20 protein-coding genes are annotated in these 25,116 nt (G+C 55.3%); 9 read left to right on the forward strand and 11 right to left on the reverse strand.

The window, feature by feature from the left end; genetic code table 11:
• Window positions 1-32: 32 nt before the first annotated feature.
• From speE to F3I20_RS17810, 3 genes are all read left to right on the forward strand, one after another.
• Window positions 33-896: a polyamine aminopropyltransferase gene (gene speE / locus F3I20_RS17800; RefSeq protein WP_150037655.1), complete on the forward strand. Its 864-nt coding sequence runs from the start codon at window positions 33-35 to the stop codon at window positions 894-896.
• A gap of 28 nt (window positions 897-924) precedes the next feature.
• Window positions 925-1,734, forward strand: a complete 810-nt coding sequence (speD, locus tag F3I20_RS17805) for an adenosylmethionine decarboxylase (RefSeq protein ID WP_150037654.1) — start codon at window positions 925-927, stop codon at window positions 1,732-1,734.
• A 175-nt stretch (window positions 1,735-1,909) separates the two neighbouring features.
• Window positions 1,910-3,202, forward strand: coding sequence for a glycoside hydrolase family 28 protein (locus tag F3I20_RS17810; RefSeq protein WP_150037653.1), 1,293 nt, complete (start codon window positions 1,910-1,912; stop codon window positions 3,200-3,202).
• An 80-nt stretch (window positions 3,203-3,282) separates the two neighbouring features.
• Here F3I20_RS17810 and F3I20_RS17815 read toward each other — a convergent pair whose 3' ends face one another.
• Genes F3I20_RS17815 through dtnK form a run of 3 tightly spaced genes read right to left on the reverse strand, consistent with a single transcriptional unit; the run spans window position 3,283 to window position 6,286 of the window.
• A complete protein-coding gene (locus F3I20_RS17815) occupies window positions 3,283-4,047 on the reverse strand; it encodes a DeoR/GlpR family DNA-binding transcription regulator (protein WP_150010765.1) in 765 nt (254 codons plus the stop codon).
• Window positions 4,048-4,053: 6 nt separating this feature from the next.
• Complete coding sequence (locus F3I20_RS17820) at window positions 4,054-5,034, reverse strand: D-threonate 4-phosphate dehydrogenase (protein ID WP_150010767.1); 981 nt, start codon at window positions 5,032-5,034, stop codon at window positions 4,054-4,056.
• Window positions 5,027-6,286, reverse strand: coding sequence for a D-threonate kinase (gene dtnK / locus F3I20_RS17825; RefSeq protein WP_150053498.1), 1,260 nt, complete (start codon window positions 6,284-6,286; stop codon window positions 5,027-5,029). Before dtnK ends, F3I20_RS17820 begins: the two co-directional genes overlap by 8 nt.
• 187 nt (window positions 6,287-6,473) lie before the next feature.
• On the opposite strand from dtnK, the gene F3I20_RS17830 reads away from it, so the two are divergent.
• From F3I20_RS17830 to F3I20_RS17850, 5 genes are all read left to right on the forward strand, one after another.
• Complete coding sequence (locus F3I20_RS17830; protein ID WP_150037651.1) at window positions 6,474-7,622, forward strand: iron-containing alcohol dehydrogenase; 1,149 nt, start codon at window positions 6,474-6,476, stop codon at window positions 7,620-7,622.
• A gap of 11 nt (window positions 7,623-7,633) precedes the next feature.
• Entirely contained in the window at window positions 7,634-8,518 is an 885-nt protein-coding gene (locus F3I20_RS17835) for a dihydrodipicolinate synthase family protein (protein ID WP_150010773.1), read from the forward strand.
• Between the two features lie 79 nt (window positions 8,519-8,597).
• Window positions 8,598-10,013, forward strand: a complete 1,416-nt coding sequence (locus F3I20_RS17840; protein WP_150037650.1) for a sodium:solute symporter family protein — start codon at window positions 8,598-8,600, stop codon at window positions 10,011-10,013.
• A 1-nt stretch (window position 10,014) separates the two neighbouring features.
• Window positions 10,015-11,211 (forward strand): sialidase family protein, encoded by a 1,197-nt coding sequence (locus tag F3I20_RS17845; protein ID WP_150037649.1) that lies wholly within the window; start codon window positions 10,015-10,017, stop codon window positions 11,209-11,211.
• An 8-nt stretch (window positions 11,212-11,219) separates the two neighbouring features.
• Complete coding sequence (locus F3I20_RS17850) at window positions 11,220-11,891, forward strand: SDR family NAD(P)-dependent oxidoreductase (RefSeq protein WP_190286171.1); 672 nt, start codon at window positions 11,220-11,222, stop codon at window positions 11,889-11,891.
• 36 nt (window positions 11,892-11,927) lie between these two features.
• Here F3I20_RS17850 and yacL read toward each other — a convergent pair whose 3' ends face one another.
• From yacL to F3I20_RS17870, 4 genes are all read right to left on the reverse strand, one after another.
• Window positions 11,928-12,305 (reverse strand): protein YacL, encoded by a 378-nt coding sequence (yacL, locus tag F3I20_RS17855; RefSeq protein ID WP_013356797.1) that lies wholly within the window; start codon window positions 12,303-12,305, stop codon window positions 11,928-11,930.
• A gap of 188 nt (window positions 12,306-12,493) precedes the next feature.
• On the reverse strand, window positions 12,494-15,091 hold the full coding sequence (gene acnB / locus F3I20_RS17860; RefSeq protein ID WP_150010779.1) for a bifunctional aconitate hydratase 2/2-methylisocitrate dehydratase: 2,598 nt from the start codon (window positions 15,089-15,091) through the stop codon (window positions 12,494-12,496).
• 425 nt (window positions 15,092-15,516) lie between these two features.
• Window positions 15,517-16,374 carry an MBL fold metallo-hydrolase gene (locus F3I20_RS17865; protein ID WP_150037647.1) on the reverse strand — a complete coding sequence of 286 codons (858 nt, stop codon included), beginning with the start codon at window positions 16,372-16,374 and terminating at the stop codon, window positions 15,517-15,519.
• An 87-nt stretch (window positions 16,375-16,461) separates the two neighbouring features.
• Window positions 16,462-16,971, reverse strand: coding sequence for a phenolic acid decarboxylase (locus tag F3I20_RS17870; RefSeq protein ID WP_010253965.1), 510 nt, complete (start codon window positions 16,969-16,971; stop codon window positions 16,462-16,464).
• 105 nt (window positions 16,972-17,076) lie between these two features.
• Between F3I20_RS17870 and F3I20_RS17875 the strand changes: the two genes are divergently transcribed.
• The gene (locus F3I20_RS17875; protein ID WP_150037646.1) at window positions 17,077-17,979 is read left to right on the forward strand and encodes a LysR family transcriptional regulator; all 903 of its coding nucleotides are present in this window, start codon (window positions 17,077-17,079) and stop codon (window positions 17,977-17,979) included.
• Window positions 17,980-18,141: 162 nt separating this feature from the next.
• Here F3I20_RS17875 and F3I20_RS17880 read toward each other — a convergent pair whose 3' ends face one another.
• The 4 genes from F3I20_RS17880 to aceE all read right to left on the reverse strand — a co-directional run bounded on the left by F3I20_RS17880 (window position 18,142) and on the right by aceE (window position 25,085).
• On the reverse strand, window positions 18,142-18,423 hold the full coding sequence (locus F3I20_RS17880; protein WP_150037645.1) for a type II toxin-antitoxin system HicB family antitoxin: 282 nt from the start codon (window positions 18,421-18,423) through the stop codon (window positions 18,142-18,144).
• A 491-nt stretch (window positions 18,424-18,914) separates the two neighbouring features.
• Entirely contained in the window at window positions 18,915-20,339 is a 1,425-nt protein-coding gene (gene lpdA, locus F3I20_RS17885; RefSeq protein WP_150011007.1) for a dihydrolipoyl dehydrogenase, read from the reverse strand.
• 160 nt (window positions 20,340-20,499) lie between these two features.
• Entirely contained in the window at window positions 20,500-22,404 is a 1,905-nt protein-coding gene (gene aceF, locus F3I20_RS17890) for a pyruvate dehydrogenase complex dihydrolipoyllysine-residue acetyltransferase (protein WP_150010787.1), read from the reverse strand.
• Window positions 22,405-22,418: 14 nt separating this feature from the next.
• Complete coding sequence (gene aceE, locus F3I20_RS17895; RefSeq protein WP_013356789.1) at window positions 22,419-25,085, reverse strand: pyruvate dehydrogenase (acetyl-transferring), homodimeric type; 2,667 nt, start codon at window positions 25,083-25,085, stop codon at window positions 22,419-22,421.
• Window positions 25,086-25,116 lie beyond the last annotated feature (31 nt).

Genomic DNA, 25,116 nt, shown 5'->3' on the forward strand with positions numbered 1-25,116 from the left:
TCTTCATGGCGATGTCATCAGAGGAGAGCACCATGGCCCACAATGAAACGTGGTATGAAACCCTTCATGCTGGTTTTGGCCAGTATTTCACGGTCGATAAAGAGCTTTACCGTGAGAAGACTGCGCATCAGGATTTAATCATTTTCGAAAATGCCGCGATGGGGCGCGTAATGGCGCTGGACGGCGTGGTACAGACCACCGAACGCGACGAATTTATCTATCATGAAATGATGACCCACGTTCCGCTGCTGGCGCACGGCGCGGCGAAGAGCGTCCTGATCATCGGCGGCGGTGACGGCGCAATGCTGCGTGAAGTGTCACGTCATCCGGAAATCGAAAAGATTACCATGGTGGAAATCGATGCAGGTGTAGTGACCTTTTGTCGCCAGTATCTGCCGAACCACAGCGCAGGCGCCTATGACGATCCGCGCTTTACGCTGGTGATCGATGACGGGGTTAACTTCGTTAATCAGACGCAGGAAAAGTTCGATGTCATTATTTCCGACTGCACCGATCCGATTGGTCCGGGCGAGAGTCTGTTTACCTCCGAATTTTATGCCGGCTGCAAAGCGGCCCTTAATGAAAATGGCATCTTCGTGGCACAGAATGGCGTCTGCTTCCTGCAGCAGGATGAGGCCGTAAACAGCCATCGCAAGCTGGGCCATTACTTTGCGGATGTCAGTTTCTATCAGGCGGCGATTCCGACCTATTACGGCGGTATCATGACCTTTGCCTGGGCGAGTGATAATCCGGTGCTGCGCCAGCTCGATACCGCCACCCTGCAGGCGCGTTTCGAGGCCGCTGGCCTGACCTGCCGTTACTACACACCAGCGATCCATACCGGCAGCTTTGCCCTGCCGCAATATCTGTTAAATGCGCTATCGGCCGCGTGCTGATAGGGCATTTTTAAGGGGGTGAACGAAATTGCAAAAGCTAAAACTACATGGCTTCAACAACCTGACGAAAAGCCTGAGTTTTTGTATTTACGATATCTGCTATGCGAATACTGAAGCTGAACGCGATGGTTATATCGCCTACATTGATGAACAATATAGCGCCAACCGTCTGACGGAAATCCTGACCGAAACCTGCTCCATTATCGGGGCTAACGTGCTTAATATTGCACGCCAGGATTATGAACCGCAGGGAGCCAGCGTCACGATTCTGGTCAGCGAAGAGCCTATCGATCCCAAAGATATCGATAACTCCGAGCATCCAGGCCCGCTGCCCAACTCGGTGGTGGCGCATCTGGATAAAAGCCATATCTGCGTGCACACCTATCCGGAAAGCCACCCTGAAGGCGGGCTCTGCACCTTCCGCGCGGACATTGAAGTCTCAACCTGTGGCGTGATCTCACCGCTCAAGGCGCTGAACTACCTGATCCACCAGCTGGAGTCAGACATCGTTACCGTCGATTACCGGGTGCGCGGTTTTACCCGTGACGTGAAAGGGATGAAGCACTTTATCGATCACGAAATCAATTCGATTCAGAACTTCATGTCTGACGATATGAAAGCGATGTATGACATGGTGGATGTGAATGTTTATCAGGAGAACATCTTCCACACCAAGATGTTGCTGAAAGAGTTTGACCTGAAGCACTACCTGTTTAACACCCGCCCGGAAGATCTCAGCCCGCAGGAGCACAAACGCATCACCGACCTGCTGTGGAAAGAGATGCGTGAGATCTACTACGGCAGAAATATCCCCTCAGTGGGCCTGAAGACCCTCTGATGATCCGGCGCGCAGCGTGACACCCCATAACCTGCGCGCCTCTTCCCGCTTATCCCTGCGACTTTTCATCACGGTAACCGCCGGTATTCCCTGATCGCCAGCAATAATTTGCCTGCCAGAGCGTGCTACTTTCAGCGCTGAACGCTTATTTCTTCATCTACTACAGGCAAAAAAAATGGCAAGAATTAACATTATTGATTTCGCTGCCGTCCCGGACGCCACCTCACTTTCCACTCAGGCGATACAGCGCGCGATTGATAGCGCATCAGCAGGCGACACGGTGCTGATCCCGGCTGGCCGTTTTCTGACCGGCGCGCTGTTTCTGAAAAGTGAGATGACGCTGGAGCTGGCGAAAGATGCTGTACTGCTTGGCAGCGAGCGGCTGGAGGATTATCCGGACATCGTTACCCGCGTCGCGGGGATTGATATGGTCTGGCCCGCGGCGATGCTTAACATCAATCATTGCCGCAACGTCACCGTCTGCGGCAGCGGCACGCTCGACGGACAGGGTGCCGTCTGGTGGCATAAATTCTGGGGCGACGACGAAAACAGCGGAATGCTGGCGGACTATACCCGTCGCGGCCTGCGCTGGGTGGTGGATTACGACTGCAAGCGTCCACGTAACGTGGTGGTTTATCAGAGCGAATGCGTGACGCTGGAGGACTTTACCTCACAGGATTCCGGCTTCTGGAACCTGCACGTCTGCTATTCGAAACAGGTGAATTTGCAGCGGCTTCGTGTGATGAACGCCACCGGACCCAGCACCGACGGCATTGATATTGATTCCAGCCAGCTGGTTCGCGTTGAAGGCTGTACGGTCTCCTGCAATGACGACAATATCTGCGTGAAATCGGGTCGCGGCGCGGAAGCACAGCAGCTCGGCAGAACCGCACGCGATATCATTATTCGCGACTGCACCCTGCTGAAAGGTTCGGGCATTACCCTGGGCAGCGAAACCTCTGGCGGTATCGAAAATGTCATCATCGAACACAACCGTTTCTCCGGCACGGGTGTCGGCTTTCGCATCAAGTCCGCCCGTAATCGCGGCGGCTGGATCAAAAACATCGTGGTCCGCCATCTGAAGATGGAAGATGTCTGTTATCCGTTTATGCTGCAGCTGAACTGGTTCCCGCAATACAGCTACAGCGAGCAGACCGCCGACACCGAACAGCCGCCACACTGGCGTAAGCTGGCATCAGGCGTCACAGGTGATGCTGGTCTGACGCGGGTTGAGAATATCAGCATCAGTCATATTCGCAGCAGCCTGACTGAGCCTGCGACATTTTCTCGCGCCTTTTTTATTGAAGGCACGCCGGAAAATCCGATTGAACGGCTGAGTTTCAGCGATATCACGCTGCAGGCGCAGGAGTTTGGCAAAATAGCGGGCGTAACGAATCTGAGTTTTGAACGGGTTACGGTAGACGCGCCAGCCATGACGCGCGAAGAGCATGACGCCTACGCACGCTAGCGGCAATTGCAGAAGATAAACGCGCGGTGCTGCTCTCGCCCAGCTTTACGATAAGGTTGGAAAAGCATGGCGCGTTTGGTTCAGGCAGAGGTCAGCGCGAGCGTAATACCACGCTCGCGCAGCGTGCGGCAGACCTCTTCATCTAACCGGCTGTCGGTCACCACGTCGGTCAGGTCATCCACCGGTGAGGCGCAGAACAGCGACCAGGAGCCATATTTACTGCTGTCCGCCAGCAGGACCCGGCGCGCCGCATTGGCCAGCAGATCGTGTTTCAGCCCCGCTTTCTCTTCAGTCGGCGTGGTAATGCCGCGCTCAAGGCTCCATGAGTTACAGCTGACAAAGGCGATATCAGGATTGATGCTACGCAGCAACCGCCGTCCATGTTCGCCCACGCACGACTGACTGGAGTCATCAATCCGACCGCCAATAATCGTCACTTCGATCTGCTTAAACTCAGACAGAAACAGCGCAATGTGCAGGTCGGCGGTAATCACCCGCAGCGGCAGATGCGTGAGCTGCCGCGCCAGCTCGAGCATAGTCGTACCGGCATCCAGCACCACCGCGTCCCCCGCCCGGACAAAGCTGGCAGCGCACCCGGCGATCGCCTGCTTCTCGGCCAGGTTCCGCTGCATTTTCTCCAGCGTGGTCGGCTGGGCAGGAATGAAACGATTCAGGGTGACGCCGCCATGACTGCGGCTGATTACGCCCTCTTTATCCAGCTTAATTAAATCACGTCGAATCGTGGCGGGTGAGGCGGAAATCGCACTGACCAGTTGCTCAACAGTCACCAGATTATGGCTTTTCAGGTAATCCATAATCTGGTCAAGACGGCTCTGTCCCTTCATATTTCCCTATGCGAGCTGCATCGCGAGTTTAATTGAGATCGCCATGCTGTCAGACTTCGCTTTACCTGTCCAGGCGATATCAAATGCCGTGCCGTGGTCAGCAGAGGTGCGGATAAACGGCAGGCCTGCAGTGATGTTCACGCCATCATAGAAACCCAGCAGTTTAAGCGGGATATGCCCCTGATCGTGGTACATCGCCACCACCATGTCATAGCGTCCATCCTGGCACTGCAGGAACACCGTGTCCGGCGGGCAAGGCCCGGAGACATCAATCCCCTGCGCTTTCATCGCCTCAATCGCGGGAGCAACGGTGGTGATCTCTTCATCGCCAAACAGCCCGTTCTCACCGGCGTGCGGATTGACACCCGCGACGGCGATACGCGGGGCGCTGTAACCGACACGACGCAGGAAGGTGTCCGCCATACCAATCACCGTTTTGATGCGGGTCTGGTTCAATGTGTCGAGGAACTTACGCAGCGCAATGTGGGTCGTGACATGAATCACCTTAAGCTTATCGGTATAGAGCACCATGGCGTAATCTTTGGTGTCGGTAAGGTGCGCCAGCAGTTCAGTGTGACCCGGATAGAGATGACCCGCCGCATGCATCGCCTCTTTATTTAGCGGCGCGGTAGCCATTGCATGCACTTCACCGGCCAGTGCCAGTTCGGTGGCACGCTTCACGCAGCGCCACGCCAGATCCCCCGCCTCTTTCTGCACCACGCCAGGTTTCAGCGCATCGGGATCGGCCAGCGGTTCATCGATCACATTGATAATGCCGGGCGCAAACCGCGCATCGGCTACCCGATCCAGCACCCGCAGCTCGGCCTGTGGGGTGATGTTCATCGCCATAATGCGGCGCAGCGTACTGGCACAGCCAATCACTACGGCAGGGATGCCATTCAGCTCACCTTCAGAGAGCGCTTTGATGATGATTTCCGGGCTGATGCCCGCCGGATCGCCCATGGTGATCGCAATAATTTTACTCACTCGACTTCTCCTCAATAAAACCAATGGCTGCTACCAGGGTATTTTCATCACCAAAGCCACCCGCTTTGGTCATCACCGGCAGAGTAAATTCACTGTTAAGCAAGACCCCGTGCGGCACACAGCCCGCCACCAGACCCTGAATTTTAAAGCCGCTGGCCCCCAGTGCCTGCGCGACGGCAATCGCCACGTCGCCGCCTGACAGATAGAGCGCATGCGGCAGCTGTGCCCGGCACAGACTCAGGGTCATTTCGCCCAGCTGCTGACAGATCGCCTCGCCCAGCTGCTGGCGCGTCACGCGGTGCTGCTGGCAGAGATCCTCGATCGCGTGCCGCTGGGATTCATGCTGGCAGGTGCGAATCACTGTATGGCGACCGGCACGCAGGGCAGCAGCCGCCTGTTCGCGCCAGCGCTCCCGCTCGGACCAGGCGGGCTGCTGAAACAGCTGACGGATATCAACATCCACGATCTCAACCGCGTGCTGGTTAACCAGCGCGGCGATCTGCTGTTCTGCCTGGCGGCTCATCGATCCCACCACCGCCAGCACGGGCCGCGACGGGCGAACTGAGAGCGCAGCGCCCAGCGCATCACTTAATCCGGCCGCCCCCACCAGCAGGGGCGTCTCACTCAGCCGCGACGCAGCGCTTATGAGTCGCGCCAGGTCGGCCTCCGTTTCGGCATCCACCACCACGACGCCGTGTGCTGCGGCTAACACGGCATCCAGCCGATCGCTGCGCAGCGTGGCGAGATCGATCTCCGTGCCGTCGATCTGCATCTGATCGAGAATGCGGGCGCTGAGGATCGGGGTTTTGGGATCGCTGGCAAATTCGGTATCCGTCAGTAACCGCTGATTGACCCACACGCTGCCCTCACGTGTGGTGCGTCCCAGACGCGGCAAGGCCGGTGCCACCAGCGCCAGCCTTTTGCCGCTGGCGCGCAGTGCCGCCACCGTTTCGGCCCCGACATTGCCGCGCAGCGTGGAGTCGATCTTTTTAAACAGCCAGCCCTGCTGAAGCTGTGCCGCGTAATGCTGCACCACCTGCGTAACATGCTCTGCGGCCTGAGTGGCGCTGGCAGCCCGGCTGTCGGTGCTGATCACCAGCACATCCGCTGCTTCGTCTTGCAGCGATGCTCCGGTGCCGAACAGCACATGTACACGGGCTCCGGCCTGTGCCAGCCCGCTACCTGCATCGTTGGCACCGGTAAAGTCATCGGCGATGACCAGCACCGGGGTTTTCCATACTGATACGCCCATCCTCACTCCTGTCAGGCTATTGCCTCTGCATTTGATTATATTCAATCATGATTGATTATATGTGAGCAAGTTCAAATTAATCGAAATCGATATGCCTTATAAAATTAGCCACAGAGAGTGATGGACTTCGCATTGCGCTGAGCAAAATTAATCATTTACTCAGACATGACAGAAATAAGGGTATGAAATGAACATTAACAGCACGGTGATCAGCGGATATCAGGCGTTAAACGACATGCGCTATCTGCTGAATGGGGTAACGACAGCGGTAGTGGTGACTGACCGGAACATTGAAGCGATTCCGGCGGTACAGGCGCTGATGGGGCAACTCCGGGATCAGATCCCGCGTATCAGCGTGGTCAACAGCGTCCCGCCTGAGCCGAGCCAGCATGATGTGGCAGCCATTATCGCATCGCTCTCGCAGCGCCAGGCCGACATGGTGATTGGCATCGGCGGTGGCAGCGTGCTGGATGTGGCGAAGCTGCTGTCAGTGCTGTGCATCGACTGCGCACCGTCACTGGACGCCCTGCTGGCAGGGGAAAAACCGCAGCGCCGCATCCGTTCAGTACTCATCCCGACCACTGCCGGCACCGGCTCTGAAGCGACGCCCAATGCGATTCTGGCGATCCCGGAGAAAGAGACCAAAGTCGGCATTATTTCACCGGTGATGCTGCCCGATGTGGTGGCGCTGGTGCCGGAACTCACCACCAGCATGCCTCCGCACATCGCCTCGTCGACCGGCATTGATGCGCTTTGCCATCTGATTGAGTGCTTCACCGCCAACGTGGCCAATCCGGTCAGCGACAACTATGCGCTGATTGGGATGAAGAAACTGTTCGCTCATCTCGAAACGACGCTGCGCGAGCCGGAGAATCTGCAGGCACGGCTGGAGATGCTCTGGGCCTCATATTATGGCGGCGCATCGATTGCGCATGCCGGGACGCATCTGGTGCATGCGATGTCCTATCCGCTTGGCGGCAAATATCACCTGCCACACGGCGTTGCCAACGCCATTCTGCTGGCCCCCTGCATGCGCTTTGTCCGTCCGGCCGCGGTGAGCAAATTCGCTCAGGCCTATGACCTGCTGCCCGACGCCGACGTGCGTTTAAGCGATGAAGAGAAATCACACGCGCTGGTCGACTACTTCACCGCGCTGGTTGCGCGGTTGCAGTTGCCTGCCAGCCTGGAAGCACTGGGCATCGGCCCGGATCACCTGCCTTATTTAGTGGAAGCGGCACTCGACGTGCAGCGCCTGATGAAAAACGTGCCGATGGCGGTCACCGCCGACGATGTGCGCGCCGTCTACCTGGCGCTGTTCCCTTCCTGCCAGGCGTAATGAGGATTGTCATGAATAAGAAAATCAACGGCGTACTGACCGCCATCGTCACCACCTTTGACCGTGAAGGTGCCTTTGATCCGATGAGACAGCGTGAGCAGGTCAGACGCCAGATCAACGCCGGTAACGGCATCTTCTGTGGCGGCACCAACGGCGAATTCTTTGTGCTGAACGAGCAGGAGAAGATCGCCGTCACCACCACCTGCGTCGATGAGGTCAACGGTCGCGCGGCCGTCGTGGCGCACATCGGCGAGATTTCGACCCGTGAAACGATCCGGCTCGGCAAACAGATTGCCCGCCTGGGCGTGGATGCCGTCTCGGCGATCACGCCATGGTTTGTGCCGCTGAAACAGCAGGAGCTGATCGACCATTATCAGCGCGTAGCGGACGCGCTGACGGTGCCGCTGTTCCTCTACAACATTCCGGCGCGAACCGGCAATACTCTGCAGCCAGAGACCGTTCGTACGCTGGCCGCGCACCCGAACATCATCGGTATTAAAGACTCCGCAGGCAGCTATGAAAGTCTGAGCGGATTTCTGCAGGCCACCGCCGACTGTGAGGGCTTTGATGTGCTGAACGGCCCTGACTCGCTGATTCATCAGGGATTTGTCGATGGCTGCTCCGCCTCCATTTCCGGGCTGGCAAACGTGGCACCGGAGGCGATTAACGCCATCTGGGCGCGCTTCAGTGCCGGTGACATTGCCGGTTCGCATCAGGCACAGGAGAACGTCACCGGCCTGCGCACTGCGCTGTACAGCATCGGTTTCTCACCGGCCGCCGTGAAAAAAGCGGTCAGCCTGCAGGGCTTCGAGGTGGGTGAAAGCCGCTATGCGGTGCAGTTCAGCGCCGACGAACAGCAGCAGATCCGTCAAATTGTGAACCACTACCTGCAATAACGTCCATCGCCTTTGCACCCTATCGGTCAGATGAGAACGAACCTGATGGTCGCCATCTGCCAGAACAATCGAGGTTACGATGAAAGCATTCTCAACTGAGAGCACCTTACTGATCGTCGGCATGGTGGTCGCCTATATCCTGTTCACCACCTGGCTGACCTGGCGGTTACGCAGTAAAACCAGCGGCGACTTTATGGAAGGCTCTCGCGCCATGCCGGCCTTTATCGTCGGCATCATGCTGATGTCAGAGTATATCGGGGCAAAATCGACCATCGGCACCGCCCAGGCAGCCTTTGAGGATGGCTTCGCCGCCTCCTGGTCGGTCATCGGTGCCGCAATAGGTTTTCCGCTGTTTGGCCTGATTCTGGTCAAACGCATTTATAACACCGGGAAGATCACTATCTCTGGAGCCATCGCCGAGAAATATGGCAGCTCAACCAAGAACATTATCTCGCTGATCATGATCTATGCACTGCTGCTGGTAAACGTCGGGAACTACATCAGTGGTGCGGCGGCGATCTCCACCGTGCTGAAGATCAACCTGACGCAGGCGGCCTTTATCACGGCGGTGGTCAGTACCTTCTACTTTGCGTTTGGCGGCATGAAAGGCGTTGCGTGGGTTACGCTGCTGCACAGCGCCATCAAGTATATGGGGATCCTGATCATCCTCTATGTGGCACTGAAGATGACCGGCGGCATATCCCCGATGATCGAGAAAATGCCGGCGTTCTACTGGACGTGGGATGGTCACGTCGGGGCCAGTACCATTGTTGCGTGGCTGATCGGGACCGTGGGATCGATCTTCTGTACGCAGTTTGTGATCCAGGCGATCTCATCCACCAAAGATGTGAAGTCCGCGAAGCGCGCCACCTGGGTCGCCTTCATCTTCTGCCTGCCGATCGGCCTGGCGATGGCGTTGATTGGCGTGGCGGCGAAGTTTGCGCATCCTGATATCAAGAGCCTCTATGCGCTGCCGGTGTTCCTGCAGGATATGTCACCGTGGCTGGCAGGCATTGTCACCACCTCGCTGGTGGCATCGATTTTCGTCAGCGTCGGCACCGTTGCGCTGGCCATCGCCTCGCTGGTGGTGAAAGACTTTTACGTGCCCTGGCGTAACCCGACGCCGGAGCGCGAATTTAAAGTGACGCGCTGGATCTCCATTGGCATCGGCTTCTTCCCGCTGCTGTTTGTCCTGTTCTTCCCGGAAGTGCTGAAGCTCTCCTTCTTTACCCGCGCGATTCGCCTGTCGATCACCGTGGTGGCGATCATGGCGTTCTATCTGCCTTGGTTTAAGAGCACGCGCGGTGCCAACGCCGGTCTGATTGGGGCCTGCGTGGTCACGTCCGTCTGGTTCCTGATGGGTAATCCGTTCGGTATCGACAATATGTATGTGGCGCTGATTACGCCGGCCATCATTATGGTGATTGACCGCTGTATCCCGTCACGCCAGTCTCAGCCTCAACCGCAACACAATGCACAAAATAGTGGAGCCTAATATGACTCAGGAAACCGTCACCGCAGAACGCACCGGCCTGGTTGCGCCGCACCCGCAGGATAGCGCTCAGCAGATTGCGATGCTGCCCTCCTCCTGCCCGCAAAACCATGCGGCTAACCTGCTGCCGCTGCCCGATGGCGATCTGCTTTGCGTCTGGTTTGGTGGCACGCAGGAAGGGATTGCCGATATCTCGGTCTGGTGTTCCCGGCTGTCAAAAGGCAGCGATCGCTGGAGTGACGCGCAGAAGCTTTCTGACGATCCGGGTCGCTCAGAACAGAACCCGGTGCTGTTTCTCGATCCCGATCAAGTCCTGTGGCTGCTCTGGACGGCGCAGAAATCGGGCAATCAGGACACTGCAATCGTGCGCTATCGCCAGTCTCACGATTTCGGCAAGCGCTGGGGCGAGATCAAAACCCTGCTGGATAAGCCTGGCACCTTTATTCGTCAGCCGATTGTCGTGCTGCCCAACGGCAACTGGTTACTGCCGGTGTTTTACTGCCTGACGCAGCCCGGCGAAAAGTGGGTCGGCAGCTATGACGTCAGCGCGGTAAAAATCTCAGAAGATAAAGGCCAGAGCTGGCGCGATGTCAGCGTGCCTGACAGCACCGGCTGCGTTCATATGAACGTCACCCTGCTGGATGATGGCTCGCTGCTGGCGCTCTACCGCAGCCGCTGGGCCGACCACATTTACCAGAGCCGCTCGTTTGATCAGGGTGAAAGCTGGAGTGCGCCTGAGCCGCTGTCGCTGCCCAATAATAACTCGTCCATTCAGGTCACGACGCTGCGCAACGGTCATCTGGCGCTGGTGTTCAATGCCATGAGCGCCGAAGGGGCCAGCGAGCGCCGGTTGTCGCTGTATGACGAAATTGAAGATGATGAAGAAGACGGTGACATTGCGGTTGCCGCCGAGCCGGTAGTGCATAGCGGGCGAACCGCCTTCTGGGGCGCGCCACGTGCGCCAATGACGCTGGCTATCTCAACGGATGGCGGCAAAAGCTGGCCGCTGCAGCGCAATCTGGACGAGGGCGATGGCTACTGCATGACCAATAACTCTCAGCAGAAGTTAAACCGTGAGTTCTCTTACCCCAGTATCAAACAGGGTGTGAATGGCGAACTGCATATCGCTTACACCTGGTATCGCCAGGCGATCAAGTATGTGCGGGTCGATGAGTCCTGGGTGCAGGGAGGTGATGCGTGATTGAAAAGATGGCGCTGGTGACCGGAGCCAGTTCCGGCATCGGCCAGGCGATTGTGGATCGCCTGCTGGATAAGGGCTGGCAGGTGATTGGCCTGAGCCGCTCGGCGATAAACCGGGCAGACACGGGCTGGCAGAGCCATCAGATCGACATCAGCGACAGCGCGGCATTGCAGGCTTTACTGGACAAACTGCCGGTGCCGCAGGCGGTGATCCATGCTGCGGGAATGATGCAGGCCGCGCCGCTTGGGGAGCTGGATCTGAACGCCAGCACACGGCTGTGGCAGTTGCATGTTGTCGCTGCTGAACAGCTGGCCAATCATTTTGCGCCCCGGATGAGCGCGGGCGGCCGAATCGTGCTGCTGGGCAGTCGCACGTCAGGCGGTGCGGCGGGCCGCAGTCAGTATGTGGCCACCAAATCGGCGATGATCGGCATGGTGCGCAGTTGGGCGGCAGAGCTGGCACCGCGCGGCATTACGGCCAATATTGTAGCGCCAGGAGCGACCGAAACGCCGATGCTGCAACAGCCGGGCCGGGCCAGTTCACCGCCGCGCTTGCCGCCAATCGGGCGCTATATTCAGCCGCAGGAAGTGGCCGGGCTGGTTGGCTTCCTGCTTTCGTCTGCGGCAGCAGCGATCACCGGTCAGCAGCTGGTGATGTGCGGTGGTGCGTCGCTGAGTTAATGGATGGGCCGGGCGGCTCAGGTGGCCCGGCCTGTATTAGCGTACGGGTTTACCGTACTGGTTCACAAACTGGCGATAAGCGGCGATCACCAGCTGAAAATCTTCAATACCGCAGAAGGAGAGGCTCTCTTCGTCGTAGTAGTTCATCCCCTCTTCCATCCCGTCATCTTCCAGTGCCAGCAGATTAGCGCGAATCATCACCTCTTCCTCATCCAGCAGGATGGTGTACTCGCTGCCGATGCGCTGCCACTGACGCACGCTGCCTTTGACGTCTTCGATTGCGGCTTCCACTTCATCCAGCAATCCTGGATCGTTTTTCACCTCTTCGTTGAACCAGTGGCCGACCGCTTCATGATCCATCGACATACGAACCTTAATCTGTCCGGTCACATCGCGTAAAAATTCATATTCCATCGCCAGTTCCTCTTAACGTCATCGCGTCACTCAATGAGTGTCAGCGCTGCCTGCACGGCATAGTGTGATACGTCGCGCATTATTACAGGCTGTCTGGCGAAATCCAGCTTTTGATCGAACCGTCCTCAATGCACAGATGTAAAAAAGGGGCGAATCATCGCCCCTTTCGGTTACTGCCAGGTGAGGAATCAGACTGCGGTCTGGAAAATCACGCCGTCAGCTTTGTCGGTGTACTGCGCCAGCTGGTCGAAGTTGAGATAGCGATAGGTGTCGCTGGCCGTTTTATCGACCTGCGCCATAAATTGCTGATACTCATCCGGCGTTGGCAGACGGCCTAACAGTGAAGCCACTGCCGCCAGCTCTGCAGATGCCAGGTAGACGTTAGCACCGGTACCCAGACGGTTCGGGAAGTTACGGGTCGAAGTGGACACCACCGTCGAACCATCCGCCACACGGGCCTGGTTACCCATACAGAGTGAACAGCCCGGGATCTCGATACGCGCACCGCTTTTGCCGAATACGCTGTAATAGCCCTCTTCGGTCAGCTGCGCCGCATCCATCTTGGTTGGCGGAGCCACCCACAGACGGGTTGGCAGCTGGCCTTTGTGGCTATCCAGCAGTTTACCGGCAGCGCGGAAGTGACCAATGTTGGTCATGCATGAACCAATAAACACTTCGTCGATCTTCTCGCCCTGAACGTCTGAGAGCAGACGGGCATCGTCCGGATCGTTTGGCGCACAGAGAATCGGCTCTTTGATGTCAGCCAGATCGATTTCGATCACGGCGGCGTATTCCGCATCCGCATCGGCTTCCAGCAACTGAGGATCGGCCAGCCATTTCTCCATGCTTTCAACGCGACGCTCCAGCGTACGGCGATCGCCGTAGCCTTCTGCGATCATCCACTTCAGCAGCACGATGTTGGAGTTCAGATATTCGATAATCGGCGCTTTATCCAGCTTGATGGTACAGCCCGCAGCGGAGCGCTCGGCTGACGCATCGGATAATTCAAACGCCTGCTCGACTTTCAGATCCGGCAGACCTTCAATCTCAAGAATGCGGCCAGAGAAGATGTTTTTCTTACCTTTCTTCTCAACGGTCAGCAGACCCTGTTTGATGGCATACAGCGGAATGGCGTGAACCAGATCGCGCAGAGTAATGCCTGGCTCCATCTTACCTTTGAAGCGCACCAGTACCGATTCCGGCATGTCGAGCGGCATAACGCCCGTCGCTGCCGCAAACGCCACCAGGCCTGAACCCGCCGGGAAAGAGATGCCGATTGGGAAACGGGTATGGGAGTCACCGCCGGTTCCTACGGTATCCGGCAGCAGCATACGGTTCAGCCAGCTGTGAATAATGCCGTCGCCCGGACGCAGTGAGACACCGCCACGGTTCATGATGAAGTCTGGCAGCGTGTGGTGCGTGTTCACATCCACCGGCTTAGGATAGGCCGCGGTGTGACAGAAGGACTGCATCACCAGATCGGTCGAGAAGCCCAGGCAAGCCAGATCTTTCAGCTCGTCACGGGTCATCGGACCGGTGGTATCCTGCGAGCCAACCGAGGTCATCTTCGGTTCGCAATAGGCACCCGGACGAATACCGGCGACGCCACAGGCACGGCCAACCATTTTCTGCGCCAGTGAGAACCCACGGGTGCTCTCCGCAACATCTTTCGCCTGACGGAACACGGTGCTGTGCGGCAGACCCAGCGATTCGCGCGCTTTGGTGGTCAGACCGCGACCGATGATCAGTGGAATACGGCCACCGGCGCGCACTTCGTCAATCAGCACTTCGGTTTTAAGTTCGAAGCTGGCCAGCAGTTCGTTGGTTTCGTGGTTGCGGACTTCGCCTTTGAACGGATAGATGTCGATGACATCGCCCATATTCAGAGCATTAACGTCCACTTCAATCGGCAGTGCGCCCGCATCTTCCATCGTGTTGAAGAAGATGGGTGCAATTTTGCTGCCCAGCACCACGCCGCCGCCTTTTTTATTCGGCACGTTCGGGATGTCGTCGCCCATAAACCACAGCACCGAGTTGGTTGCGGATTTACGTGAAGAACCGGTTCCGACCACGTCGCCGACATAGGCCAGTGGGAAGCCTTTGGTCTTCAGTGCTTCGATCTGTTTGATCGGGCCGATATTGCCCGCTTCATCCGGCTCAATGCCTTCACGGGCATTTTTCAGCATCGCCAGAGCGTGCAGTGGAATGTCAGGACGTGACCAGGCATCCGGGGCCGGAGAGAGGTCGTCGGTGTTGGTTTCGCCAGTGACTTTAAACACCGTAACGGTGATCTTCTCAGCCAGCTCAGGGCGTGACAGATACCACTCCGCATCGGCCCAGGACTGCATCACCTGCTTCGCGTATTCATTACCCGCTTTCGCTTTTTCTTCGACATCATAGAAGTTGTCGAACATCAGCAGCGTGTGTGAAAGGGCTTTCGCCGCGATGGGTGCCAGTTTGCTATCGTCCAGCGCTTCAATCAGCGGATGAATATTGTAACCGCCCTGCATGGTGCCGAGCAGTTCAACCGCTTTTTCAGGAGATATCAGAGGAGAGGTTGCTTCGCCTTTGGCGACAGCCGCCAGGAAACCGGCTTTGACATACGCCGCTTCATCGACGCCAGGTGGGACTCGGTTGACCAATAAATCGGTCAAAAATTCTTCTTCACCCGCAGGTGGATTTTTCAGCAGTTCAACCAGCGCGGCCATCTGGGAAGCCTCTAAAGGCTTAGGTACAATTCCCTGGGCAGCACGCTCGGCAACGTGCTTACGGTATTCTTCTAGCACGACGTTATCCTCGCTCTCATTATGTAGGGCTTTCCGACCACCTTGCTCACTTATGGAGAACACACTTCCCTTTCTCGTCCAGGTTGAGGTGCCCGGTTTCGCGGAGGGCAGAATAGCAGGATTTCGTCTGTTTGTTAATCTGTTTACAAAAATACAACATAATCCTCTGCGCTCGTTCTGCCCGCTTATTATCCTGGATCAGCCAGCTAAGCTGGCTGATTGAGTCTCTTTGCAGCGTAACGGATTTCACAGAAGAAACGGCAGGGTTAATTCAGCCTTGGCGCAGTTTTAGTGAAGTGATTCAGGTAAATAGATAACTGGCAGGAATAGAAGTGAACGGGCTTCGGGGTTACCACAGAGGTGAATGCGGGCAGATATCAACACCAGGCCGGAGACAGGCCTGGTGTTAATGACGCCAGAGACGATTACAGCGTGGTTTTCATTTCCCGCAGTGATACCGGCCAGTCACCCGGCCAGACGTAGTGATCTTTCAGAATCCGTGCACTGTAGTCGAGACAGATTTTCACCGGCAGGTTGGGATAGATTCGCTCCATCTCCTGCACCAGCTCTTCGCTGTTTTTGACCTTATGCAGCGTCCTGATGAAATCGTTGATATAGGTGCGGGTAAAGCCAATCGCTGAGGGGCTGAGGGTTGGTGTGGTTCGTGAGTGGCCAGGGATCAGCACTTTCGGCTCCAGCGCTTCCAGCTTGTCCAGGCTTTCCATCCATTTCTCTATGCGCTCCGGCGTGCGCATATCGGCAATCCAGACGTGTGCATCAGCGAAGACCACGTCGGAGGCGATGAGCGTTTTCGTCGACGGGATCCAGAGCGGTGTCACACGAATACAATCGCCACTGAGATCGCTCAGAATTTTAATCTCCTGCCCTTCCAGCCAGATCGTATCCTCTTCCAGTTCGGTAATTGTAAACTTAGTACGGGCACCATTCTCTTTTAATACCTGCTTGCCCCAGTAATCAATTTTGAAGTCAAAGGCGTCATTAACGTCTTCGGCGACCTGCTTATAAGAGAAGATTTCGGCATCCGGAAAGACGGATTTAATCACTTCAAGACCCATGAAATGATCGGGATGCAGGTGGGTAATAAAAATGCGTTTCAGGTCGAGACCGGTTTCGATAATTTCAGCGACTAATCGATGCGCATTCGACAGCGTGAACTGGGCGTCGACTAACATCGCCTCTTTCTCACCTATGATGATGGTGGAACTGACACCGAAACCGTCATGCTGGTCACTGCTGATAAAAACCTTCGTCGATAAATCCATTTTTTCGTCCTCATACGATACACATAAGAAGCTACAAGTCATAAATAGCTAAGCAGAAGAGGTCATCATGACCTCTTCTGTTCACTCTTAATTTTTCAGGTTTTCCGGAAAATTGGCGGGCAGCTGATCAGGCGGGCAGTCAATCACGCTTTCGTTGTTTTCACCCACATCACGAATCACGGTCAGCGTCGCGAACTCATCAATCACTTCGGTTGGATAAGCCGGACCCGCTTCGCGGAATTTCGCCATCTCTTCCAGATGATCATTCTGGAAGCAGACGGTTTTTTCCGGATTGTTCATGACCCAGCGTGGGAAGAAAATGGTGCCGTGGAAAATTTTATCCGCCAGATTAACGGCCAGGCTGACATCAGTGCCGGTTGGTTCAGTCCAGGAAACTTTATAGACATCCTGCGCCAGGCGAACCACATAAACATGCTGATTTTTAACCCAGCGATTGCCGACCATGCCACTGTGAATGCGATAGTCGATGGTGCTGGCATTTTTAATGTAGAGCTCGTAGTTCCAGCCGTTGTCATAGGTGTAAACCAGATGTTTGCCAACGATGCCAGACAGGTCATGTTTATCAAAAGTGCTCATAATGCATTCCTCATTTGTTTTCCTTGAGGTGATTATTGCGCGTTACAAAAGCGATTAATAACGCTATTTTTAGCACTAAATTATTCAATTTTTAGATGGATTGCCATGTACAAAACAACGCTTGAACAGTGGTATCTGCTCGACGCCGTCGTAAAGGAAGGGAGTTTTGCGCTGGCCGCGGAGAAGAATAATCGCAGTCAGTCCTCATTAAGCTATCAGTTGAGTCTGCTTCAACAACGGCTCGACATGGAACTGCTGAAGCAGGTGGGACGCCGTGCCGTTCTGAGTGCTGAAGGACATCAGTTACTTGCGCAGGTACGTCCACTACTGGAAGGATTTAGCGCGCTTGAAGCTAAGGCCAGTGCTCTGCGAAGGGGGGAACGTTCGCGCATTGATTTAATGGTGGATGCTACCTTTCCAAAACCTCTGCTGTTTGATGTGCTCAATATATTTCAGCAACGCTATCCACATGTGCGCATCTGGTTCAGCGAAATTGTCCGCAGCGAAACACCAGACAGGCTGGCAGAACAACAGGCCGATCTCTGGCTGGTGGCGCAATATGGCGCTGAGCCATTGGCTGGTGAAAGCCTGATGAGCGTCGATTTCGTTGCCGTCGCGCATCGCGATCACCCGCTGCACAGTGAACCTGCCCCGCTTAATGCTGCCACACTGGCGCGCTGGCCCTGCATTACCATTCTGGATCGCCAGCAACAGCAGCAGTCAGAGGTGAGTGGCGATCAGGCAGAAAACTGGTCCTTCACTACCCTGTCGGCAGCAATTGAAGCGGTTCAGCACCAGCTGGGCTATGGCTGGCTGCCGGAACAGAATATCGCGGGGCTTTTAAAGAGTGGTGAACTCCGTCCCCTGCCCCTGCTCCAGGGTCGCCGACGCAGTAGTACGCTGGTGATGTATATCAATGAAAAGAGGCTGCCCGGCAACAGCGCCATTGCTGAACTGGCGCAGATGTTTGTTGAGCGGGTGGCGCAGGAGAAGAGCATAACTCATTAATTGATTTGTATTTATTTTTAAAATTACGCCGGATTTTGAAAAACACCATAAGTAGCAAACTACCAGTATGTTCCCTGCTGAAGCAGGGAACATACTTACGCTGAGACATGTTTTTTAACAGCTCATCAGCTTTTTACCGCTGACGCGGGGAACACGTAATATTTAGTTTACAGACCGGCCATCATACTTGCTCAAATCGACATCGATATAGGCCCAGGTGCCGCCCTGACAGTCCGGATCATCTGCATAAATTTCGAACGTCCGCGCAACGGGTATACGGCCACCTTCATTAACGGTGAACTCTACGTGTGCATCTATAGCGCTAGCCGCATCCTCTATCGTTTTGTTAAACGTATCACCAGCAAAAAAACAGCCCTGAATGTCCGGCACAAATCCGCTATAAGTTCCTGTGTCAGTTCTGTGAATGTAAATCGGATATCTCATATCGTGGTCCTCATTGATGTGGCTCGCTATTTGTCCTGGCCCGCTATGTACGTCTGTTCTGTATTCCCGCTGGCGCGGGGAATACCGGCATGGGTCAACTGCAATTGAAACGATACGCGGTTTATCCCCGCTGGCGCGGGGAACACTAGAGCCGTGACCACGCGATTGCCTGCTTGACCGGTTTATCCCCACTGGCGCGGGTAACACTGCATGGGCAGGGTATTCCGCAAATTGCTTGCCGGTTTATCCCCGCTGGCGCGGGGAACACATGATCGCCACGACGACGCCTGCTGCGCCGCGCGGTTTATCCCCGCTCACGCGGGGAACACTCTAAAAACATCCCTTTGATTTATATAAGCTTTTACACACCCTAAAATTTCACCAGATTTTACACCCTGAATCATCCCAAATGCACACATAATATCCAACACCAAATCCAGACCAAAAAAAAGCCCCCGTAACGGGAGCTTTCTCTTTGCAGCAGCAGAAACTTACTTCTTCTTCGCTTTCGCGTTAGGCAGATCGGTGATGCTACCTTCGAAGATTTCTGCAGCAAGGCCTACTGACTCATGCAGGGTCGGGTGAGCGTGGATGGTCAGCGCAATATCTTCCGCATCACAACCCATCTCAATGGCCAGACCGATTTCGCCTAACAGCTCGCCGCCGTTAGTACCGACAATCGCGCCACCGATAACACGGTGCGTCTCTTTGTCGAAAATCAGCTTGGTCATGCCGTCTGCACAATCTGAAGCGATAGCACGGCCAGAGGCAGCCCACGGGAAGGTGGAGGTCTCGTAGCTGATGCCCTTCTCTTTCGCTTCTTTCTCGGTCAGACCGACCCAGGCAACTTCTGGCTCAGTATAGGCAATCGAAGGGATCACTTTCGGATCGAAGTAGTGCTTCAGACCAGAGATCACTTCTGCCGCTACGTGGCCTTCATGCACGCCTTTATGCGCCAGCATCGGCTGACCGACGATGTCGCCGATAGCATAGATGTGTGGCACATTGGTACGCATCTGCTTGTCGACGCGGATAAAGCCGCGATCGTCCACTTCCACGCCCGCTTTACCGGCATCCAGACCTTTACCGTTCGGCACACGACCGATAGCAACCAGCACCGCGTCATAACGCTGCGCTTCGCCTGGTGCTTTTTTGCCTTCCATTGAAACGTAAATGCCATCGTCTTTTGCTTCAACGGCGGTCACTTTAGTTTCCAGCATCAGGTTAAATTTCTTGCTGATTTTCTTGGTAAAGACTTTCACCACGTCTTTATCCGCAGCAGGGATAACCTGGTCGAACATCTCAACCACATCGATCTCTGAACCCAGCGCGTGATAGACCGTCGCCATTTCCAGACCGATGATACCGCCGCCCATGACCAGCAGACGCTTCGGCACTTCTTTCAGTTCCAGCGCATCGGTAGAGTCCCAGACGCGTGGATCTTCATGTGGAATGAATGGCAGTTCGATTGGGCGTGAACCCGCAGCGATGATGGCGTTGTCGAAATTGATGGTGGTCGCGCCGCCTTCTCCTTCCACCATCAGGGTGTTAGCACCGGTGAATTTGCCGAGGCCATTCACCACGGTGACTTTACGACCTTTTGCCATACCTGACAGGCCGCCAGTCAACTGGTTAATAACCTTCTCTTTCCAGCTGCGAATCTTGTTGATATCAGTAGATGGCTGGCCAAACACAATGCCGTGCTCTTCAAGGGCTTTTGCCTCTTCAATCACTTTAGCAACGTGCAGCAGCGCTTTAGATGGGATACAACCGACGTTCAGACAAACACCACCGAGGGTGCTGTAACGCTCTACCAGTACGGTTTCCAGACCTAAATCCGCACAACGGAAGGCTGCAGAGTAACCTGCAGGACCTGCCCCAAGTACCACGACCTGGGTTTTAATCTCTGTACTCATCATGACCTCTTAATTGATATCCGGCGGGTCAGACGTTCTTATAATGCCCTTGTTCCACCGGGACTTTCACCGCAAGAGTTTACAGAATTGTTAACAAACTGCCAACAGCGGCGCGACGAATCGTTAAAGGAAGGCCGGCATCCGCCGGCCTTCTTCACATTTACATAACTAAACGACGAATGTCAGACAACATATTGCCGATAATGGTGATGAATCGCGCACCATCAGCACCGTCGATCACGCGGTGGTCGAAGGAGAGAGAAATCGGCATCATCAGACGCGGCGTAAACTCTTTACCATTCCACACTGGCTCCATCGCCGATTTAGAGACACCCAGGATAGCCACTTCCGGCGCGTTAACGATCGGCGCGAAGTGTGTGGTGCCCAGGCCGCCCAGGCTGGAGATGGTGAAACATCCACCCTGCATGTCGCCCGCTGTCAGCTTACCGTCACGCGCTTTCTTCGAAATCGCCATCAGTTCACGCGACAGCTCGGTGATGCCCTTCTTATTCACGTCTTTGAAGACCGGAACAACCAGGCCATTTGGCGTATCAACCGCCACACCGATGTTGATATATTTCTTCAGCGTCAGTTTCTGCGCATCTTCAGACAGCGAGCTGTTGAAGCGTGGCATCTGCTCAAGCGCCGCAGCAACCGCTTTCATGATGAACACGACAGGCGTGTATTTCACATCCAGCTTACGCTTCTCTGCTTCAGCATTCTGCTGCTTACGGAACGCTTCCAGATCGGTGATATCAGTTTTGTCGAAATGCGTAACGTGCGGGATCATCACCCAGTTACGGCTCAGGTTCGCGCCAGAAATTTTCTGGATACGACCCAGTTCGACTTCTTCGATTTCGCCAAACTTACTGAAATCAACTTTCGGCCATGGCAGCATGCCCGGCAGACCGCCGCCGCTTGCAGCAGCAGGTGCTGCTTCAGCGCGTTTCACGGCGTCTTTCACGTAAGTCTGCACGTCTTCTTTCAGAATGCGACCTTTACGACCGGTGCCTTTGACTTTCGCCAGGTTCACACCGAACTCGCGCGCCAGGCGACGGATCACCGGGGTCGCGTGAACGTAAGCGTCGTTCTCTGCGAACTCACCTTTGCTGTCGGCTTTAGCTGCTGGTGCCGCGGCGGCTGGCTTAGCATCAGATTTGGCAGCAGGTGCCGGTGCGGCTTCCTGTTTCGCTGCCGCAGGGGCGGCCGGAGCAGCACCTTCGACTTCGAACACCATGATCAGTGAGCCAGTGCTGACTTTATCGCCAGTGGCAACTTTCAGCTCTTTGACAGTACCTGCAAACGGCGCAGGGACTTCCATTGAGGCTTTGTCGCCTTCAACCACGATCAGTGACTGCTCAGCGTCAACTTTGTCGCCAACTTTGACCAGGATCTCGGTGACTTCGACTTCATCACCGCCGATATCCGGAACGTTAACTTCTTTTGCGCCTGCCGCAGCGGCGGGTGCCGATGCTGCTTCTTCTTTCACTTCTGGCTTCGCGTCAGAGGCCGGTGCTGCGCCTTCTGCTTCAAAGACCATGATGGCTGAACCGGTGCTGACTTTGTCGCCGGTCGCAATGGTGATCTCTTTGACCACACCCGCGAACGGAGCCGGGACTTCCATTGAGGCTTTATCACCTTCCACCACAATCAGTGACTGCTCGGCTTCGACTTTGTCGCCAACCTTAACCAGAATCTCAGTGACTTCGACTTCGTCACCGCCGATATCCGGAACCGCCACTTCTTTGCTGGCAGTGGCCGTAGCAGCGGCTGGCGCTGGTGCCGCATCCGCTTTTTTCTCTGCGGCCGGTGCTGGTGCTGCTTCAGCAGCACCTTCAGCGTCAAACACCATGATCAGTGAGCCGGTCTCAACTTTGTCACCGGTTGAGATCTTAATCTCTTTCACTACGCCCGCCTGCGGCGACGGCACTTCCATTGAGGCTTTGTCGCCTTCCACGGTGATCAGCGACTGCTCGGCTTCCACCTTGTCGCCAACTTTCACCAGAATCTCGGTGACTTCAACTTCGTCAGACCCGATATCCGGTACCTTAATTTCGATAGCCATTACTCTATTACCTCTTAAGCCAGACGCGGGTTAACTTTATCGGCATCGATATTGAATTTGGTGATCGCATCGGCCACCACTTTCTTCTCGATCTCGCCGCGTTTAGCCAGCTCACCCAGCGCGGCAACCACCACATAAGATGCATCAACTTCAAAGTGATGACGCAGGTTCTCACGGCTGTCAGAACGACCAAAGCCATCGGTACCCAGTACGCGATAATCGCTGGCCGGGACATAGCTACGAACCTGCTCAGCGAACAGTTTCATATAGTCGGTTGAAGCAACAGCAGGTGCGTCATTCATCACCTGAGCGATGTAAGGTACACGCGCTTCTTCAGTCGGATGCAGCATGTTCCAGCGCTCACAATCCTGACCATCACGCGCCAGCTCGGTGAACGAGGTCACGCTGTAGACATCAGAGCCAATACCGTAATCTTTCGCCAGGATCTGCGCCGCTTCACGCACGTGACGCAGGATAGAACCTGAGCCCAGCAGCTGCACTTTACCTTTGCTGCCCTCTACCGTTTCCAGCTTATAGATACCCTTACGGATACCCTCTTCCACGCCCTGCGGCATGGCTGGCATGTGGTAGTTTTCGTTCAGCGTGGTGATGTAGTAGTAAACGTTCTCCTGCGCTTCGCCATACATACGCACCAGACCGTCATGCATGATGACAGCCACTTCATAGGCATAAGATGGATCGTAAGAGATACAGTTCGGGATAGTCAGAGACTGAATATGGCTGTGACCATCTTCATGCTGCAGACCTTCGCCGTTCAGCGTCGTACGACCGGAGGTGCCGCCGACCAGGAAGCCGCGCGCCTGCTGGTCGCCCGCCAGCCACATCAGATCGCCGATACGCTGGAAGCCGAACATCGAGTAATAGATGTAGAACGGAATCATCGGCAGGTTGTTGGTGCTGTAAGAGGTCGCCGCAGCCAGCCAGGATGAACCTGCGCCCAGCTCGTTGATCCCTTCCTGCAGAATCTGGCCTTTCTCGTCTTCTTTGTAGTAGGCAACCTGCTCGCGGTCCTGCGGTGTGTACTGCTGACCGTTCGGGCTGTAGATACCGATCTGACGGAACAGACCTTCCATACCAAAGGTACGCGCTTCATCGGCGAGGATCGGAACCAGGCGATCTTTGATCGACTTGTTCTTCAGCATCACGTTCAGGGCACGTACAAAGGCGATAGTGGTCGAGATCTCTTTGTTCTGCTCATCCAGCAGCGCACTGAACTCTTCGAGTGCTGGCATTTCCAGCTTCTCAGTGAACTTCGGCTGACGCGTTGGCAGATAGCCGCCTAACTTCTCACGCTGACCGTGCAGATAAGCATGCTCTTCTGAGCCTTTCTCAAAGGTGACGTACGGCAGTTCTTCGATTTTATCGTCAGCAACCGGCACGTTGAAGCGATCACGGATATAGCGCACGCCATCCATGTTCATCTTCTTCACCTGGTGAGCAATGTTTTTGCCTTCCGCGGTGTCGCCCATACCATAACCTTTGATGGTATGCGCCAGGATCAGTACTGGCTTGCCTTTGGTGTCCTGCGCTTTTTTCAGTGCCGCGTAGATTTTCTTCGGATCGTGGCCGCCACGGTTCAGTGCCCAGATTTCATCATCGGACATGTCTTTAACCAGCGCGGCGGTTTCCGGATATTTACCAAAGAAGTGCTCACGCACATAGGCACCATCACGGGATTTGAAGGTCTGGTAGTCACCGTCAACGGTTTCGTTCATCAGTTGAATCAGCTTGCCGCTGGTATCTTTGCGCAGCAGCTCATCCCAGCGTCCGCCCCAGATGACCTTGATCACTTCCCAGCCAGCACCGGCAAAGATGCCTTCCAGCTCGTTGATGATCTTGCCATTACCGGTTACCGGGCCATCCAGACGCTGCAGGTTGCAGTTGATGATGAAGACAAGGTTATCCAGTTTTTCACGAGTTGCGATGGTGATCGCACCTTTTGATTCCGGCTCATCCATCTCGCCGTCACCCAGAAAGGCATAAACGGTCTGAGCAGAGGTGTCTTTCAGGCCACGGTGTTCCAGATACTTCAGGAATTTCGCCTGATAGATCGCTGACAATGGACCCAGACCCATTGATACGGTCGGGAACTGCCAGAATTCCGGCATTAATTTCGGGTGCGGATAAGAAGAGAGACCTTTACCGTCAACTTCCTGACGGAAGTTGTTCATTTGATCTTCAGTCAGGCGACCTTCAAGGAACGCACGGGCATAGATGCCTGGAGAGATGTGGCCCTGGAAATAGACCAGATCGCCGCCATCCTTGTCACTACGGGCGCGGAAGAAGTGGTTGAAGCACACTTCATAAATCGTCGCAGAAGACTGGAAGGAGGACATGTGACCACCGAGTTCCAGATCTTTCTTCGACGCGCGCAGCACCGACATGATGGCGTTCCAGCGGATTGCGGAACGGATACGACGTTCAAGAGAGGTGTTGCCCGGATAATCGGGTTCATCTTCAACGGCAATAGAGTTGATGTAGTTGCTGATTGCAGACGAACCTGCAGCCACTTTTACGCCGCCTTTGCGGGCTGCACCCAGTACCTGATCAATCAGATACTGTGCACGTTCAACACCTTCTTCACGGATGACCGATTCGATCGCCTGTAGCCAGTCACGAGTTTCAATCGGATCCACGTCATTGTGTAAACGTTCTGACATGGGTGTGTTCCTTATCTGTGTCTAATACGTT

Origin of the sequence: Candidatus Pantoea gossypiicola, from assembly GCF_008632075.1 — a bacterium.
Lineage (GTDB): Bacteria > Pseudomonadota > Gammaproteobacteria > Enterobacterales > Enterobacteriaceae > Pantoea > Pantoea gossypiicola.